Origin of the sequence: Sorangium sp. So ce1153 (assembly GCF_051521595.1) — a bacterium.
Lineage (GTDB): Bacteria > Myxococcota_A > Polyangia > Polyangiales > Polyangiaceae > Sorangium.
On record NZ_CP150361.1, the window covers coordinates 10,644,699 to 10,660,559 of the forward strand.

General features: G+C 72.8%; 10 protein-coding genes. 3 read left to right on the plus strand and 7 right to left on the minus strand.

What is annotated here, in order from left to right:
* Positions 1-80 precede the first annotated feature (80 nt).
* Positions 81-1,400, plus strand: coding sequence for a formylglycine-generating enzyme family protein (locus tag WME85_RS38490; protein ID WP_437828224.1), 1,320 nt, complete (start codon positions 81-83; stop codon positions 1,398-1,400).
* A 208-nt stretch (positions 1,401-1,608) separates the two neighbouring features.
* On the opposite strand, the gene WME85_RS38495 is transcribed toward WME85_RS38490, so the two are convergent.
* Complete coding sequence (locus tag WME85_RS38495) at positions 1,609-2,937, minus strand: hypothetical protein (RefSeq protein WP_437828226.1); 1,329 nt, start codon at positions 2,935-2,937, stop codon at positions 1,609-1,611.
* A 418-nt stretch (positions 2,938-3,355) separates the two neighbouring features.
* Between WME85_RS38495 and WME85_RS38500 the strand changes: the two genes are divergently transcribed.
* Positions 3,356-4,579, plus strand: coding sequence for a hydroxymethylglutaryl-CoA synthase family protein (locus tag WME85_RS38500; RefSeq protein ID WP_437828229.1), 1,224 nt, complete (start codon positions 3,356-3,358; stop codon positions 4,577-4,579).
* 101 nt (positions 4,580-4,680) lie between these two features.
* On the opposite strand, the gene WME85_RS38505 is transcribed toward WME85_RS38500, so the two are convergent.
* From WME85_RS38505 to WME85_RS38515, 3 genes are all read right to left on the minus strand, one after another.
* Positions 4,681-5,493, minus strand: a complete 813-nt coding sequence (locus tag WME85_RS38505; RefSeq protein WP_437828231.1) for a hypothetical protein — start codon at positions 5,491-5,493, stop codon at positions 4,681-4,683.
* A gap of 33 nt (positions 5,494-5,526) precedes the next feature.
* Entirely contained in the window at positions 5,527-6,657 is a 1,131-nt protein-coding gene (locus tag WME85_RS38510; protein ID WP_437828234.1) for a VIT domain-containing protein, read from the minus strand.
* A 162-nt stretch (positions 6,658-6,819) separates the two neighbouring features.
* The gene (locus WME85_RS38515) at positions 6,820-7,239 is read right to left on the minus strand and encodes a hypothetical protein (RefSeq protein ID WP_437828236.1); all 420 of its coding nucleotides are present in this window, start codon (positions 7,237-7,239) and stop codon (positions 6,820-6,822) included.
* A 555-nt stretch (positions 7,240-7,794) separates the two neighbouring features.
* On the opposite strand from WME85_RS38515, the gene WME85_RS38520 reads away from it, so the two are divergent.
* The gene (locus tag WME85_RS38520; RefSeq protein ID WP_437828239.1) at positions 7,795-11,442 is read left to right on the plus strand and encodes a DNRLRE domain-containing protein; all 3,648 of its coding nucleotides are present in this window, start codon (positions 7,795-7,797) and stop codon (positions 11,440-11,442) included.
* Positions 11,443-11,470: 28 nt separating this feature from the next.
* Here the strand turns inward: WME85_RS38520 and WME85_RS38525 are convergent, their stop codons facing one another.
* The 3 genes from WME85_RS38525 to WME85_RS38535 form a co-directional block, all read right to left on the minus strand.
* Positions 11,471-12,946, minus strand: a complete 1,476-nt coding sequence (locus WME85_RS38525) for an NCS1 family nucleobase:cation symporter-1 (protein WP_437828241.1) — start codon at positions 12,944-12,946, stop codon at positions 11,471-11,473.
* An 84-nt stretch (positions 12,947-13,030) separates the two neighbouring features.
* Entirely contained in the window at positions 13,031-14,419 is a 1,389-nt protein-coding gene (gene preA, locus WME85_RS38530) for an NAD-dependent dihydropyrimidine dehydrogenase subunit PreA (protein WP_437828242.1), read from the minus strand.
* Positions 14,420-14,422: 3 nt separating this feature from the next.
* Positions 14,423-15,829, minus strand: a complete 1,407-nt coding sequence (locus WME85_RS38535) for an FAD-dependent oxidoreductase (protein ID WP_437828244.1) — start codon at positions 15,827-15,829, stop codon at positions 14,423-14,425.
* Positions 15,830-15,861: the final 32 nt, after the last annotated feature.

The window sequence follows — 15,861 nt, forward strand, 5'->3', positions numbered from 1 at the left end:
TCTGACCTCGTGATTGCACGCAGGGAGGCAGCGCCATGATCCGGTCGTCCGTTGTTCTGATTCCCCTCGTAGCCCTCGCCGTGGCTGCCTCGTGCAGCAGCGAAGAGAAGCGCCCACCCCCCAGGGAGGGAAGCCTGACCACGAGCAGCGCCAGGGCGGGCGGAGGGGACGGCGGCGGCACCGGCGGACAGGGCGGCGGCACCGGCGGGCAGGGCGGCGGCACCGGCGGACAGGGCGGGAGCGGCGGGAGCGGCGGGAGCGGCGGGAGCGGCGGAGCGAGCTGTTCCAACGGCGTGAAGGACAGCGATGAGAGCGACCTCGATTGCGGCGGCGGCTGCGCTCCCTGCCGCGTGGGCCAGGACTGCGCGGCCGGATCGGACTGCGAGTCGCTGAGCTGCGTTGGCGGCAGGTGCCTGGAGCCGAGCTGCAGCGACGGCGTGAAGAACGGCGACGAGACCGACACCGATTGCGGTGGGCTCTGCGCCGGCTGCGCGCCCGGGGAGGGGTGCGAGGAGTCGACCGACTGCAGCGAGCTCGTCTGTGCCGCGCAGGTCTGCCTCGCGCCGAGCTGCAGTGACGGCGTGAAGAACGGCGACGAGACCGACATCGACTGCGGCGGAACGAAGTGCAGCACCCGGTGCCCCGCGGGACAGCGGTGCATGACGAGCACCGACTGCGCGACGTCGATCTGCAACGCCACGAGCCACACCTGCGCGTGCCCCGCGTGGATGGTGATCTCGCCCGTGGCGGGCGGCGGCAGCTACTGCGTCGATCAATACGAGGTCACGAAGCAGGAGTATGACCTGTTCATGCAGGCGAACCCGGTGCTCGCCGGCCTGCCGGCCGCGTGCGCAGGGAACATCTACCGGCCCTCGAACGGGTGGCCCTACACCGAGGGGAGAGTGCCCGTCAATTACGTCGACTGGTGCGATGCATACGCGTACTGCACCTACGTGGACAAGCACCTCTGCGGCAGGATCGGCGGCGGAGAGAGCTCGCCCGCCGACGCCGCCAACGCCTCGCGGAGCGAGTGGTTCAACGCGTGCTCCGGCCAGGGCACGAACGAGTACCCGTACGGGCACACCTACGAGGACAAGTGCAAGGTCGACGACCCGACCGGAGAGTTCGCCAGGAAGCCGGTGCCTCCCGCGCCGCTCCCGCCGGTCCCGGCCTGCGAAGGCGGCGTGACGGGCCTCTACCAGATGAGCGGCAACGCGGCCGAGTGGGAGAACTCCTGCGACGCGGAAGGCCGCTGCCTCATCCGTGGCGGCTCACGGGCGTCCCGGCCGGACGCGGGGGAACCGGCGACGGAGTTCACGAACGTCAGGTGCGATGCGGTCCAGTCCGCGCCGCGGCTCGACAACACCGATCCGAACATCGGCTTCCGCTGCTGCCTCTGAGCGGTCGTGCCTTGCTCCGCGCTTGTCGTGCCTTGCTCTGCGCTTCATGAAGGGCGTGGGCGGCCCCTGAAGCGCGGAGCCGGGGCGACCGCCGCCGCGCGCCGGGCGACCGGCCAGGCGGCAGCGCCCGCGTGCTCTCCAGGGTAGCCGGCGCGCCCGGCGAGGTCGCCGGCCGGGCGGCGGGAGCGCGCCCGGCCGGCTGGGGAGCTCACTTCGCCGCTTCGGGATCGCAGCCGTAGAGGACGTCGACCGCCGCCCCGGCGTCGGCCTGGACCGCCTGGCACGCGTCGGGACAGAGCGTGATCGTGTCGTTCGCGATGTAGAAGGAGCCCGCGGCGCACGCCTGCGCGCTCGCCACCTGGTCGAACGACTGCGGCTCGCCGCCGTCGCCGGGCGTGTACTGGACGACCACGGTGGAGAGATCGATGACCTCCCCCGGAGGCGAGTCCGGCACCGCGAAGTCGCACGCGACCACCGCGCCGGTGATGACGCCCTCGGCGATCTTCCGGAACACCACGTCATAGGAGCTCGTCTGGCAGAGCGGGAACCTGAGGCCGCCAGTCCGCTTGCTGAGCGCCTGGTAGCCCGTGCCGGGCGCGACGGCGGTGCCGCACATCCCCTCGACCACGTCGCCGTCGGGCCCGTAAGCGTCCGTGGCCGGCGTGTTCTCCTGGAGCCCGACGATGCTGTGAAACACGTATTTGGGCGCGCTCGCGTCGCCGAAGACCGCCGGGTCCAGGCCGAACAGCAGACCTTCGAAATCCTCGACGACATCGTCCAGCTCTTGCCTGGTGTCGTCGATATAGATGTTGCGCTCGAGGTGCGTCGACTGGCAGCCCACGTGGTCGTCGGTGATCACGGTGATCACCTTGAGCGATTCCTCGCGCACCCACTCCGACCACCCGTTCGGCGCGAGGCCGTACTGGTCTGGCTGGACGGCGTTGTAGCTGCCGAGGAGGACGCAGAGCGCGTCGTTGCTCCTGATCTCGTGGCTGTAATGGTAGAAGACAGGAGGGTTGTTCCCCGGCTGCTCCGGGACGGCCGGGGCGCAGCTCGCCGAGCTCAGCGGGGCCCCGACGCAGATGGAGTCGTCGACCTGCGCGGTGCCGTGCGCGGAGATCATGATGACGCGGTAGTCGATGCCGCTCTCGCCGATGATCGCGGCGAAGCTATCGTTGATGTTGTTCTGTACGCTGATGATCTCGTTCGCCATGCTGGCCGAGTTGTCGATCACGAAGATGATGTCGACCGGCAGCTTCGTGAGCGTGGCCTCGGCGACCGTGGCGACACACGCCGTGTCGGGCGTGACCGGCGGCGCGCCTCCCATGTTGCCGGTGGAGCCGGAGCCGATCCCGTCCTCGCCGCCCTCGCCCCCCTCACCGCCGCCGGCGGTACCCGCGCCGCCCACGCCGCCGCCCCCACCGACGCTGCTGTCTCCGGCCGCCGAGCCTGCGTCGCCTTCCGCTCCGGAGCTGCAGGAGCACCCCGCCGCGCCGGTCATCACCAGAACACCCAACCCAAGAAGCGGAACCAACATGGTAGACCGGGAGAGCTTCACATGAACCTCGAGCGCTAGGGCGCAAGAACGCGCCATACTAGATTGCACAATTGAAACGAGAGGTGGTGATCAAAATTTGACCGGAACGCGATTTTTCCTGCTGACTGTCCTGGTGCTGTCCTGGTGACTGTTACATGACATGTGTCCTGAGAGGGTGGTTGTGCGTGGCGGGGTGCGGACCGCGCGCGCGGGCGCGGCGACTCGGCGCACGCCGAGCGACGCAGGCGCGGCGCCCCAGCGCAGGCCGGGCGCCGCAGCTCGGCGCACGCCGGGCGCCGCGAATCAGCGGACGCGGCAACGCGGCAACGCGGCTGGGCGGCCGGCGGGCCGGCGGGCTCCTCCGAGCTTCCGCGAGGGCTCGATGGTCTCTGCACAATGCGCCCCTACGATGCAGGGGATGAGCGTACGTCCTGACTTTCCCCCCATCGGCATCGATGCGATCGCCCTCAGCGTCCCCCGCCGCTTCGTCGAGCTCAGCGAGCTCGCCGAAGCCCGGGGCGTCGCGCCGTCCAAGTACCTGACCGGCCTGGGCACCCGCCGGATGGCGATCGCGGCGCCCGATGAGGATCCGATCACCCTCGCGGCCAACGCGGCCCGCCGCCTCTTCCAGCGCTCGGGCGCGAGCCCGGCGGACATCGGGCTCTGCGTCGTGGGCACCGAGACCGCCGTGGACCACTCGAAGCCGGCGGCCTCCTTCCTCCACGGCCTGCTCGGGCTACCCAGCGCGTGCCGGGTCTTCGAGGCCAAGCACGCCTGCTTCGGGGGCACGGCGGGCCTGCTCAACGCGGTGGACTGGATCGCCTCGGGCTCGGCCCGGGGCCGCGCCGCCCTCGTCGTCTGCTCCGACGTGGCGCGCTACGCGCTCGGCTCCGCGGGCGAGCCGACCCAGGGCGCCGGCGCCGTGGCGCTGCTCGTGCGCGAGCGCCCGCGCCTCGTGGAGATCGAGGTCGGCCGGACCGGCACCTACGCGCGCGACGTCTACGATTTCTGGCGGCCGCTGCACCACAAGGAGGCGCTCGTCGACGGCCACTTCTCGGTGCAGTGCTACCTGGACGCCCTCGCCGGCGCCTACGACGAGTGGCGCCGCCTGGGCGGCGACGGCGAGCCGCTCGCGCGCACCTGCTACCACGTCCCGTACGGCAAGATGGCCCGCAAGGCCCACCGGCACCGGCGGATGGTGGACGGCCTGACCGAGCAGGCCGCCGACGAGAGCTTCGCCGTCGAGGTGGAGCCCTCGCTCGACCTGCCGGCGCGCATCGGCAACATCTACACGGGCTCGCTCTACCTCGCGCTCGCGTCCCTGCTCAACGCCGAGGCCCGCGCCCTCGAGGGGAAGCGCGTCGGGCTGTTCAGCTACGGATCGGGCTGCTGCGCCGAGTTCTTCGCGGCCAGGGTCGGTCCGGAGGCCGGGGCGCTCGTGGCCCAGCTCCAGATCGACGCCCCGCTCGACGCGTGCCAGCGCGCCGCGGTCGACGAGTACGAGGCGCTGCGCAGGGGCGACGAGGCCGCCGACCGGCGGCCGGCGCCGGAGGACGCCGAGCGCGGGGGCCCGAGCCTGGACCGCCGCGTCGTGTACCTGGGGCTCGACTCGAGCGAGCGGCGCATTTACGCGAACGCATGAGCGCTCGGGGGCTCGGCGCGATGAGGGCTGGCCGCCTGGTGAGCTCCTCGCGCTCGGCGCTCCCGCGACTCTGCCCGTCGTGGTCGAGGAACGGACGCGCTTCACGGGCCGGTGGCGGGCGGGCTCGCCCCGGCGGCGCGTGGGCGCACGGCCTCCTCGACGACGCCGAGGTCGACGCTGCCGCCCTCGTTCATCAGCACGAACGGGCGGTCGTCGAAGCGCAGCCCGCCGCTGCCGTCGTGCTCGATGATCTGCACCTTGCCGAGCGCGTGCCCCATCGCGCCGCGCCGCTGGTAGCGCGCGTGAACGCGGTACCGGAAGCCGCCGGGCGGCGTCTCGATCACGAGCACCTCGGGCCCGTAGCCCGAGCTCGCCTGGGTCCACCCCTTGATGCGCGCCGGCTTCTCGAGGAAGCCAGTCCTGGGTGTCGGCCCGCCGTCGTCGACGATGTCGAGCTCGACGTCGTTCGCGTCGTTCTCCCAGGTCAGCGCGAAGCGCACCGAGCGCTCCCGGTCCGGCCGAGCCCCTGCCGCCGCGGCGCGCCCCTCGATCTCCCTGGCGCGCGCCGGCTGCGCCTTCCTCCATGCGGCGGCGAGCAGCCCCAGGTCGTCTTTCAGCGCGACATCCACGCCCGGGAATCGCTCCGCGTCGAAGGCGCGCCGCGTCGCCTCTTCGAGCACGGAGAACGCCGCTTCCAGGCTTCCCTCGCGCGCCAGCCCGAAGGCGAGCAGGCGGTGGCTGCTCGGGTGGTCCGGCCGGAGCTCGACCCCACGGCGATATGCATCGATCGCGAGCAGAAGCGCGCTCCGTGACTGGCCGGCGAGGCGCTCCAGATAGGCGCCGGCCGCGCGGCGGGTGGTGGCCCAATTTGCCCCGGAGTGATTCACATGAAGGCGGGAAGGCAGGAAGATCATTGATCTTTTCTTCCCGCCTTCCCGCCTTCATGTTCAAATCCGGCCACCACCGCGCGCCGCATGGTCGAGCGCCTTTTCCAGGTCGGACGCGCCGAGCGGCCCACGGGCCTTGATGGCCTCGAGCGCCTGGGGGCCGAAGCCGGCGAGATCGCCGCGGTACACATCGGCGACGCCTTGATCGAAGCACGCGACCCGGAGCGCCGCGCCGGGGCCCGCGCTCTGCCGGAGCGAGTCGAGGAGCGACCCGAGCCAGCGCACCTGGGCTCCAAAGCCGAACGCGCGCGAGGCGCTCGTGTCGACGAGCACGAGGAGGCCTCTGAGGGGCGCGGGCGCCTGCTTTTCCTCGGGCAAGGGCGTGACGCGCGCGACGACCTTGGTGCCGGACCGGAGCGCGCGCTCCTGCTCCTCGCCTGGGCGCGCGAGGGGGACAACGATGTCGCGATCCGGGAGGAATCCTCGCTCGTAGAGCCCGAACGCCGGCGAGGCGGCGCCCGGGGAGGTCGTGGGTCCCGGCGCGGCGCCGGCGCCAAGGAAGATCCGGAGATCGAGCGCGTCGAGCCGCGGCATGCCTCGCAACCGCAGCCGGTACGGCTCGTCTGCGCGGGCGAGCTCTTGCGAGTACGAGAGGAAGATCTCCTTCACCTCGCCGGGGAAGATGGGAAACACCCGCGCCTGGAATCGATTTCCTGGCTGCTTCTCGAGCAGCGCCGGGTCGACCTGCCGGTGGAGGAACGCCTCATAGACCCGTGTCGCCTTCGTGGCCTCGACGACCTCGCCTTCCTGCACGCGATTGCCGATTCGCATGGCAAAGCGGCTGACGGCCGCGCCCGCGGGGAGGATCGTCTCGAAGCGCCCCTCGACGAGGCGGGCGCCGGGGTTTCTGAAGAGATAGCGGAGCTCGGTGAACGCGAGGGGGTCCTCGACCACGACGCGCGCGTCGAGGGCCACCATCGCCAGGCGATTGCCGTCGGGCGTGGTGAGCGAGACAGGCGGGCCCAGCGTCGGTTCCGCGTTCCCGGCCGGCTGCGCCGCCCAGTCGAATCGAACGGGGCTCGCCACGGGAGACGGCGTGTTCGCCCTGGCCGACGCGGGGTCAGGAGCAGGTCCACACGCGGCGGCGACGAGGGGGATGAGGGGGAGAAGGTGGGCGAGGGCTCGCTTCATGAGGTTCGCCCGCTCGCTGGGCGCGGCCGGCGGTTGCCCGCCGGCCTACGACCACCACGTTAGAACAGTCCGCTCGAGGCAGGGCTCGTGCGTCGCGACGAGCTCGTGCTCTGGCTGCGCGGCTGTCGAACCGGTCGCCGACGCACCCGGTTCACGTCTCGCTCAGCCGGCTGGCAGGTCCGAGAGCTTCACCGTGAAGAGCTCCGCGCCGCCGGCCGCCGCCACGATGACGCGCAGCGTGCCGGAAGAGACCGGCCTCTTCAGCTCCGCGGCGACCGCCCGCGTGACAGGCGCCAGCGGGGCAATGATCTCCGCCAGCGCCGAGCGCGCCATCACGCCGGCCAAGGTCGGCGCGCGCACGCCGGCAGCCAGGGCCGAGCGGAGCGTGCGCTCGGGCTCGAGGTTCGGGTCGCGCTGCTGCAGGCCGATGGCGATGAGATAGCCTGTCGGCTCTCGCAGGGAGAGGAGATACCCGGACAGCGACGCGGCGGTGCCGCTGCGCGTCGGCTGGCTCCGCAGCAGCCGCGCGAGCTCCTGACGGTGGTCGTCGAGCAGCTCGGCCCGCTCATTGTGTTCAGACATGCTCGTCCTCTCCCTTCTTCGTGATGGCGCTCGTCGTGAGACCGCAATTCAGCGGGGTCTTCGTCGCTGCATGTTCGGGAACCATGTGTCCTCCAGCGAGGGCTCCTCACCCTCACTGTTGCCAGTTCCGGTCACCTCGCAGCGCGTGTCACGAAATCAGCCGCGGCGGCGCGTGAACCCCGCGACCGCGCGCCGTCCGGGCGGGCCGACGCGCGCCATCCCAACGGCCGCCGCGGCCCGAAAGGGCGGCGGCGCCCGGCACCGTGGAGGCCACCGCGCAGGGGCGCGAGCGCCTCGCGGCTCTCGCCCGCAGTAGGGCCGCCGCGCGGCCGGCCGTGGCCGGCCAATGGCCCTGGCGCCGGCAGCAAAATGGCCTCGCCTTCATGCGGAAAACACGCGGAGACGTGGCGCGCTTCCTCCGCGGACGAGGCGCGGGATTTGCGAGCTCGGCCGCGCGCTCGCTGCCCTTCCGCGCGAGAGCGCGCCGGCGCACCGGTGCGTCCGCGCGGGGGGTGTCCGCGCGGAGGGAGCCTCAACTCGATGGAGAGCCGATCGATGCGAACTGGAATGGGGTGGTTCGGGCAGATGATCGCCGCCGCCGTGGTGGCAGGGTGCGGCTCCGGCGCGGAGCCGAGCGGGCCTTCGTCGCCCGCCGAAGGCGCGGCGGCGGCCCCCGCGGCGCCTCGCGCGGCCTCGTCGCCCGCGCACCTGCGCGCGGCGTACATCGCGGCCGTGCAGTCGGACGCGCCCGAGAGCTACCGGGTGATCGAGGGCTCTCCGTCCGGGAAGAGCGCCCGCCTGCGCGCGCCGAACCCGGCGCACCGGCTCGCGGCCGACTTCAGCGCGTCGGGCGTGCGGATCGCGCCGGACGAGGGCGAGGCGCGGTGGAGCTTCTCGATGGCGCCCTCGCGGTACGGGTGCGCGGGCGATCTGCGCGAGGTGGCGAGCGCGGCGCCGAGCGCCGCGAGGAACCGCGTGGAGTTTCGCCGGCGAGGCCCGTCGCCGGGCGAGGAGCTCGTGGAGTGGTACGTGAACGGGCCGCTCGGGCTGGAGCAGGGCTTCACCGTGCCCGCGGCCCCGCCCTGCGGCGCCCCGGGGGACCAGGACCTCGTGATCGAGCTCGCCCTCGGCGGTGAGCTCAGCGCGACGCCGCTCGGCGGCGGCGACGGGGTCGCGCTGCGCGAGCCCTCCGGCGCGGTGGCGCTGCGGTACACGGACCTCCACGCCACCGACGCCGCGGGCCGGGCCCTGCCCGCGTGGATGGAGCTCGGCGCCGACCAGCGCGCGCTGTCGCTGCGCGTGGACACCGCCGGCGCCGCGTACCCGGTGACGGTCGACCCGCTCGCCGCCTCGGAGCGGACGGCGCTGATCGCCGTCGACGGCGCGAGCCAGGTCCACCTGAACGGCGACGCGATCGCCATGTCGGGCGACACGGCGGTCGTCGGGGCGCCCGGGAGCGCGGCCTACGTCTTCGTGAAGAGCGGCGGCGGCTGGGCGCAGCAGGCCCGGCTCGTCCCCAGCGACGGGGGCGCGGGCGGCCATTTCGGACGCTCCGTCGCGCTCTCGGCGGACACGCTCGTGGTCGGGGCGCCCTGGGGCACAGGAGGCGCAGGCGCCGCCTACGTGTTCGTGCGGAGCGGGGGCGTCTGGTCCGAGCAGGCCAAGCTCGTCGCGAGCGGCGGGGCGTCGAACCCGATCGGCGAGGCCGTCGCCGTCGACGGCGACCGGGCCGTCCTCTCCGCCGAGAGCTCGGTCTACGTGTTCGCGCGCAGCGGCGGCGCCTGGAGCGAGGAGATCGAGCTCGCCCCCCCTGTCGGGGAGAACGTCTGGGAGACCCCGCCCGTCGCGATCGCGGGCAGCACGGTGGTCGTGGGCTCGCCGGGGGACGCGTGGTGGCTGGACCACGACGGCGTGGGCGCCGCGTTCGTGTTCGACGCGAGCGACTGGAGCGGCATGCGCAAGCTCACCGGGTACACGCCCTACACGCAGTACGATCGGTTCGGCAGCTCGGTCGCGACCTCGGGCTCGCGCATCGTCGTGGGCGCGCCGGGCACCTTCAGCCCGCCGATGCCCTGGTACCAGCTCGGGAGCGGCATGGCCTACGTGTTCGACCGCGTGGGAGACGGCTGGGGCGAGGAGTCCAAGCTGGTCGCGAACGGCAGCACCGGTGACGGCCTGGGAGGTGCGGTGGCGCTCTCCGGGGGCCTGGTGGTCGCCGGCGCGATCCTGGCCGACCGCTTCGACCAGCCGGACGCGGGGGCTGCCTACGTGTTCTCACCAACAGGCGGCGAGTGGCGAGAGAGCCCCCAGGCCACGCTCACCGGCAGCGGCCCGACCGGCGGCGCCTTCGGCAAGGCCGTCGCCGTGTCGGGGACCTCGGTCGTGGTCGGCTCTCCCGCCTACGCCATCGAGGTCGCGCAGGACGTCGACTGGGACGGGGTGGTCGACGCGCAGGACAACTGCCCTGCCGCCGCGAACCCCTCGCAGGTGGACGGCGACGGCGACGGCCTCGGCGACGCGTGCGACCCGCGGTGCGTGACCATCCGGCGCGGCCTCGGCGGCGAGGTGGCCGACGCGACGATCTGGCAGGTATCGCCCACCTGGAACGACGGCGCGAGCACCACGCTCACGACGGGCACCGGCACCGGCGGCGTCCGGCGGAGCCTCGTCCGGTTCAACCTCGCCGGGCTCCCGGCGAGCGCGCAGATCGCCTCGGCGACGCTCTCGGTCTACCAGACCTACAAGCTCGACAGCAGCGCCGTGCGCGTCCACCGCGTCACCGCCCCCTGGTCGGAGTCGGCGATCACGTGGGGCAACTCCGGCGGCGGCCACTTCGATCCGGCGGTCGAGGCCTCCTTCGCCGCCGGGGGGCCCGGCGGCACCACCGGCTTCCGCAACATCGACGTGACCGCGCTCGCGCAGGCCTGGGTGAGCGGCGCGCAGGGCAACCACGGCGTGCTGCTCGAGGAGGACGCGGTCACCCGGAGCACCGTGCGGAGCAGCGAGAGCGCGAGCGCCGCGGAGCGGCCGGCGCTCACGGTCTGCTACCACGACACCTGCGAGGACGGGATCCGCAACGGCGCCGAGTCCGGCGTGGACTGCGGGGGCCCGAGCTGCGCGCCGTGCGCCCCCGGCGCCGTCCTCTGGAGCAGGCTCTTCGTCAACGGCTGGAACGAGGGAATGCGGGCGTACACCGTCACGGTCGGCGGCGGGGACAGCGTGATCTTCGGCGGCTACGGCTACGGCCCCGTCGATTTCGCCGGGCAGGGCGGGCCGACGTCGTTCGAGCTGTTCAACACGAGCTTCCTCGTGAAGCTCGACGCCGCGGGGCGCCACGTGTGGGACCGGCGCCCGGCAGGCGACAGCATCTTTTTGAGCGTCGCCGAGTCGGGGTCCGGCGAGGTGCTCGCGGGCTCGGACCTCGGGCTGCGGCGGTTCAGCGCGTCGGGCGGCCTCCTCGCGCAGATCGACGGCCTCGACCAGATCGAGATCGCCCGCGCCGGCTCGGGCGCCGCGCTCGCGGCCGTCGTCTGGGACACGGTGGATCTCGGCACCGGCACCCTCGGCGGCGGGCCGGGCAGCGAGCTCTTGATCGCGCGGCTCGACGCGGCGGGCGCGCCGACCTGGGCCAAGACCTTCCCGACGAACGCCTACGAGAGCGGCCCCAGGAGCGTCGCCGTCGACGGCGCCGGCAACGTCGTCGTCCTCGGCAAGTACTTCGGCGTCGTCGACCTCGGCGGCGGGCCGCTCACGAGCTCGCCGGTGGACGACGGCATGTACCTGGCGAAGTTCGACGCGGCCGGCCACCACGTGTGGAGTCAAGTCGTCTCGGGCACGGCGCAGGCGGGCGACGTCGCCGTGGCCCCCTCCGGCGATCTGGTCGTCGCCTTCCGCGGCGCCGTGACGCGGTTCACCGCCTCGGGCGCGCCGCTGTGGAGCGTCGACACGACCGGCCTCGGCTCGGGGAGCGACACTTACAGCGAGATGTCCGTCGCCGTCGACGACGCCGGCAACGCGATCATCACCCCGAACGGCGCGATCGTGAAGCTCTCGCCGTCGGGCGACGTGCTGTGGTCGGCCGATCCGCTCGGCGCGGCGAGCTACGGCGGGATCGTCGATGTGGCCGTGGACAGCGCCGGCAACGTGATCGGCGCGGGCTCGTACGACAACGGGAGCGCGTTCATCGTGAAGCTCGCCCCCTGACCGGAGCTCGGCCGGCGCCCTCCCCTCGTCAGCGCGCCGCCGACGCCCCGCGCGCCGCCGCGGGCTCCGCCGCGGGTCGACCAACCAGCGAGAACAGCACGTAGAGCCCTCCCGAGACGAAGAACCCCACGAACCACGCGTACGTGTAGATCGAGCGCAGCACCTCCGGCACCCCGTCCTTCATCGACGGGACCGCCTCGGCCAGGAAGCCGGGCAGGTTGATGAGCACCCCGATCGCGAGGGCCGCCATCGCCCGCCAGTTCACCCCGCCCTGGTACTCGTAGGCCCCGCCGCGCCGGTACAGGTCGTCGACCTCGAGCCGCGTCCTCCGGAGGAGGAAGTAGTCGGCGATCAGGATCCCGCCGATCGGCCCGAGGAGCGCCGAGTAGCCGACGAGCCACGTGAAGATGTACCCCTTCGAGGACTCGATCAGCTTCCACGGCAGGATCACCGCCCCGAGGACGGCCGTGATCACGCCGCCGGCCCTGGCCGAGATGCGCTGGGGCGCCAGGTTGGAGAAGTCGTTCGCCGGCGAGACGACGTTGGCCGCCAGGTTCGTCGACAGCGTGGCGACCGACAGGCCCACCATCGCGAGGACCGTGATGAACGCGCCGCCGACCCGGGCGAGCAGCTTCACCGGGTCCCAGAGGAGCTCCCCGAAGATCACCGGCGTCGCCGACGTGACCGCCACGCCGATGAACGAGAAGAGCACCATCGTCGCCGGCAGACCGAGCGCCTGCCCGAGCGCCTGGTCGCGCTGGCTGCGCGCGTACCGCGTGAAGTCCGGGATGTTCAGCGAGAGCGTGGCCCAGAACCCGACCATCGCGGTGAGGCTCGGCGCGAACACGCTGAGGAGCTGCCCCTCGGGGATCTTCGACGGCTGCGACAGCATCGGGCCGAACCCGCCCGCGCGCGCGTACGCCCAGCCGAGCAGCACGAGGCCCATGACGATGAGGAACGGCGCCGCCCAGGTCTCGAGGAACTTGATCGACTCCGTGCCCTTCAGGATGAAATACAGGTTGATGAGCCAGAAGACGGCGAACCCGAGGAGCTCGCCGGGCTGGATGCCGATCGCCCCCTTGAACGCCGCCGAGGTGAGCGGCGCCTCCACGGAGGGCGCGAGCGCGACGAGGAGCTGCCAGAGCGCCTGTCCGCCGAGCCACGTCTGGATGCCGAACCACCCGCAGGCGACCAGCGCGCGCAGCACCGCGGGCACGTTCGCGCCCGTCACCCCGAACGACGCGCGCGCGAACACGGGGAACGGGATGCCGTACCGGGTGCCCGCGTGGGCGTTCAGGATCATCGGGAGCAGCACGATGACGTTGCCGAGCGCCACGCACGCGAGCGCCTGCTGCCAGCTCATCCCCTGATCGATGAGCCCCGAGGCCATCGTGTACGTCGGGATGCACACGGCCATCCCGATCCAGAGCGCCGCGAAGTGCCCCAGCTTCCAGGTGCGCGCCGCCTCCGGCGTGGGCGCGAGATCGTCGTTAATCAAGGACATCGATGCTCCTCCCTGCGAGCTCCGCCGGCGCGTGCGCGTTCGCGGTCGTCGCGGGCTCCAGGCCGGCGGGTGAGGAGCCCGGGATCAAGAGCTGCGCGCGCGGGCGGTCGCTTCCAGGCCGCCAGGCACGAAGTCTGTCCCCTTCTGGACACGGTCGTTCCACGTCTCGGGCGGCTTGCCTGAAGGCACCTCCTTCATCGTGATGCACCCGGACACCGGGCACACGAGCGCGCACAGGTTGCAGCCGATGCACTCCTCCTCGTCCACGAACGGGACCCGCGACGGCGCCGCGACCCCGCTCGGATCCGCCGTCACCGCGCGGTCCGGGAGGACCTTCGGGAGGTGCGTGTGCCCCGCCGCGCGCGCCTCCGCCTCCGTCCTGCCGGGCAGGTGGATGCACTGGTGCGCCCCGTCCATGCACGCCACGTAACACAGCTGGCAGCCGATGCACTTCTCGGCGCTGATCTCGGCCACCACGCGGTACGAGAGGTCGAGCTCGCCCCACTCCTGCACCTGCGCGACCGCCCTGCCGCGGAGCTCGCTCACCGACCGCATCCCGCGCTCGTCGAGCCAGTCGCCGAGCCCCTCGATCATCTCCTCGACGATGCGGTAGCCGTGGTGCATCACCGCGGTGCACACCTGCACGCTGGTCGCGCCGAGCGCGATGAACTCCGCGGCGTCGCGGGAGCTCGAGATGCCGCCGATGCCCGAGATCGGCAGCCGGCCGATCTCGGGGTGGCGCGCCAGCTGGCTCAGCATGTGGAGCGCGATCGGCTTGACCGCGGGCCCGCAGTAGCCGCCGTTGGTCGACGCGCCGCCCACCCGCGGCAGCGGGACCATCCGCTCCAGATCGACGCCCATGAGCGACTTGATCGTGTTGATCAGCGAGATGCCGTGGGCCCCGGAGCGGAGCACCGCCTCGCCCGGCTCGAGGATGTCGCCGACGTTCGGCGTGAGCTTCACGATGACGGGCGTCGTCGCGAACTCGACGGCCCAGCGCGCGATCTCCTGGAGCACCGCCGGCTCGTTGCCGACCGCCGAGCCCATGCCGCGCTCGCACATCCCGTGCGGGCAGCCGAAGTTGAGCTCGAGCCCGTCGGCGCCCGTGTCCTCGGCCTTGCGGATGATCTCGCGCCACTCGTCCTTCGTCTCGACCATCAGCGACGCGATGAGCGCGTGGCCCGGGTAGCGCCGCTTGACCTCGCGCATCTCCCGGAGGTTCACCTCCAGCGGGCGGTCGGTGATGAGCTCGACGTTGTTGAGCCCCATGAGCCGCATCGTGCCGTAGTCGATGCCTCCGAACCGGCTCGACACGTTGACGATCGGGTTTCCGAGCGTTTTCCAGACGGCGCCGCCCCAGCCGGCGTCGAAGGCGCGCCGGACCTGGTCGCCGGTGTTCGTCGGCGGCGCCGAGGCGAGCCAGAACGGGTTCGGGCTCTTGATCCCGGCGAAGTCGACAGACAGATCGGCCATCGCTCACTCCCCTTGCGGTGCGGGCCCGGGCGCCGCGGCGCCCGCCCGCTGCATCATCGCCTCGTGCATCGCGCGCGCGGCGATCTTCGCCTCGGCGACCGCGTTGACGACCTCCTTGCCGCCGTTCACGCAGTCGCCGCCGCTGTAGACCCTCGGGTTGCCCGTGCGGTGCGTCGCCGGGTCGACCACCACGCGCCCCCGCGCGTCGAGCGCCACGCCCTCGAACGCGAGCGCCACCCGCGTCGCCCGGCTCTGCCCGATCGCGACGGCGACGAGGTCGGCCGGTACGAGCTCCTCCGCGGCCGGCGCGGCGCCCTGCGGCGCCTCCCGCCGCGCCCCCGCGTCGGCGGGCGCGATCCGCAGCCCGACGAGCCGCCCGCCGTCGCGCGCCACCTCGACCGGCACCCGGTTCTCGATGAGCCGCGCGCCCGCGACCCGCGCGCCCTCGAGCTCGTGCGCGTAGCCCGACATCTCGGCCTCCGACCGGCGGTACACGATCGCCACGTCCACGCCGAGCAGCGCGAGCTCGTGGGCGACGTCGAGCGCCGTGTTGCCGCCGCCGACGACGGCCGCGCGCCGCACGCCCGTCAGCTCCAGGCGCGGATCGGCCTTGAGCCGCTCGATGAACGCCGTCGCGCCCACCACGCCCTCGCCGTCCTCCCCGGGGATGCCGAGGCGCGTGTCGTCGCCCAGGCCGAGCCCGAGGAAGACTGCGTCGAACTCCGCCAGCAGGTCGCGCGCCGAGACCTCCCCCGGCGCCGCCGCCTGCTCGACGACCGACACGCCGGCGCGGAGCTCGATGTCCCCGAGCGACAGCACCCACTCGAGCTCGCGCAGCGCCTCGTGCCCCTTCATCTTGTAGGGCGCGATCCCGAGCGTGTTCAGCCCGCCCGGGATCGACTTGCGCTCGAAGATCACGGCGCGGTGCCCCTCGAGCGCGAGGTAGCCCGCCGCCGCGATCGACGCCGGCCCCGCGCCGACGAGCGCGACGCTCCTGCCCGTGGGCGGCTTCGCCCGCAGGAGCCCCGGGCCCTTCGCGAGCGCCGCCTCGACCGCGTAGCGCTGGAGGCGGCCGATCGCGATCGGCTCGCGCCCCCACGCGTTGTAGACGCAGTCGCCCGCGCAGAGCACCTCCACGGGGCAGGCCTGCCCGCACGACTGGCCGAGCAGGTTGGCCGTGAGGATGGTCCGCGCGGCGCCCTTCACCTGGCCCGTCGCGATCTTCCGGATGAAGCTCGGGATGTCGATCTCCGTCGGACACGCCTTCACGCAGGGCGCGTCGACGCAGTAGAGGCACCGGTTCGCCTCGGCGAACGCCTCGGCCTCGGTGTAGCGCGGGTTCTTGTCCTCGAATCGCTCTTCGATCCGGCCGGACGGGAGGGCTGACAGGCTGGCTGGGGCTCGGGTCATGCTGGTGCTCGCGCGGTCATGCGGTGCGTGCG

What these genes read in the sequence shown, in the direction of transcription:
- WME85_RS38495 (WP_437828226.1), bottom strand. Translation starts at nt 2,937, where the DNA reads ATGTTGGTTCCGCTTCTTGGGTTGGGTGTTCTGGTGATGACCGGCGCG.
- WME85_RS38500 (WP_437828229.1), top strand. Translation starts at nt 3,356, where the DNA reads ATGAGCGTACGTCCTGACTTTCCCCCCATCGGCATCGATGCGATCGCC.
- WME85_RS38505 (WP_437828231.1), bottom strand. Translation starts at nt 5,493, where the DNA reads ATGATCTTCCTGCCTTCCCGCCTTCATGTGAATCACTCCGGGGCAAAT.
- WME85_RS38510 (WP_437828234.1), bottom strand. Translation starts at nt 6,657, where the DNA reads ATGAAGCGAGCCCTCGCCCACCTTCTCCCCCTCATCCCCCTCGTCGCC.
- WME85_RS38515 (WP_437828236.1), bottom strand. Translation starts at nt 7,239, where the DNA reads ATGTCTGAACACAATGAGCGGGCCGAGCTGCTCGACGACCACCGTCAG.
- WME85_RS38520 (WP_437828239.1), top strand. Translation starts at nt 7,795, where the DNA reads ATGCGAACTGGAATGGGGTGGTTCGGGCAGATGATCGCCGCCGCCGTG.
- WME85_RS38525 (WP_437828241.1), bottom strand. Translation starts at nt 12,946, where the DNA reads ATGTCCTTGATTAACGACGATCTCGCGCCCACGCCGGAGGCGGCGCGC.
- preA (WP_437828242.1), bottom strand. Translation starts at nt 14,419, where the DNA reads ATGGCCGATCTGTCTGTCGACTTCGCCGGGATCAAGAGCCCGAACCCG.
- WME85_RS38535 (WP_437828244.1), bottom strand. Translation starts at nt 15,829, where the DNA reads ATGACCCGAGCCCCAGCCAGCCTGTCAGCCCTCCCGTCCGGCCGGATC.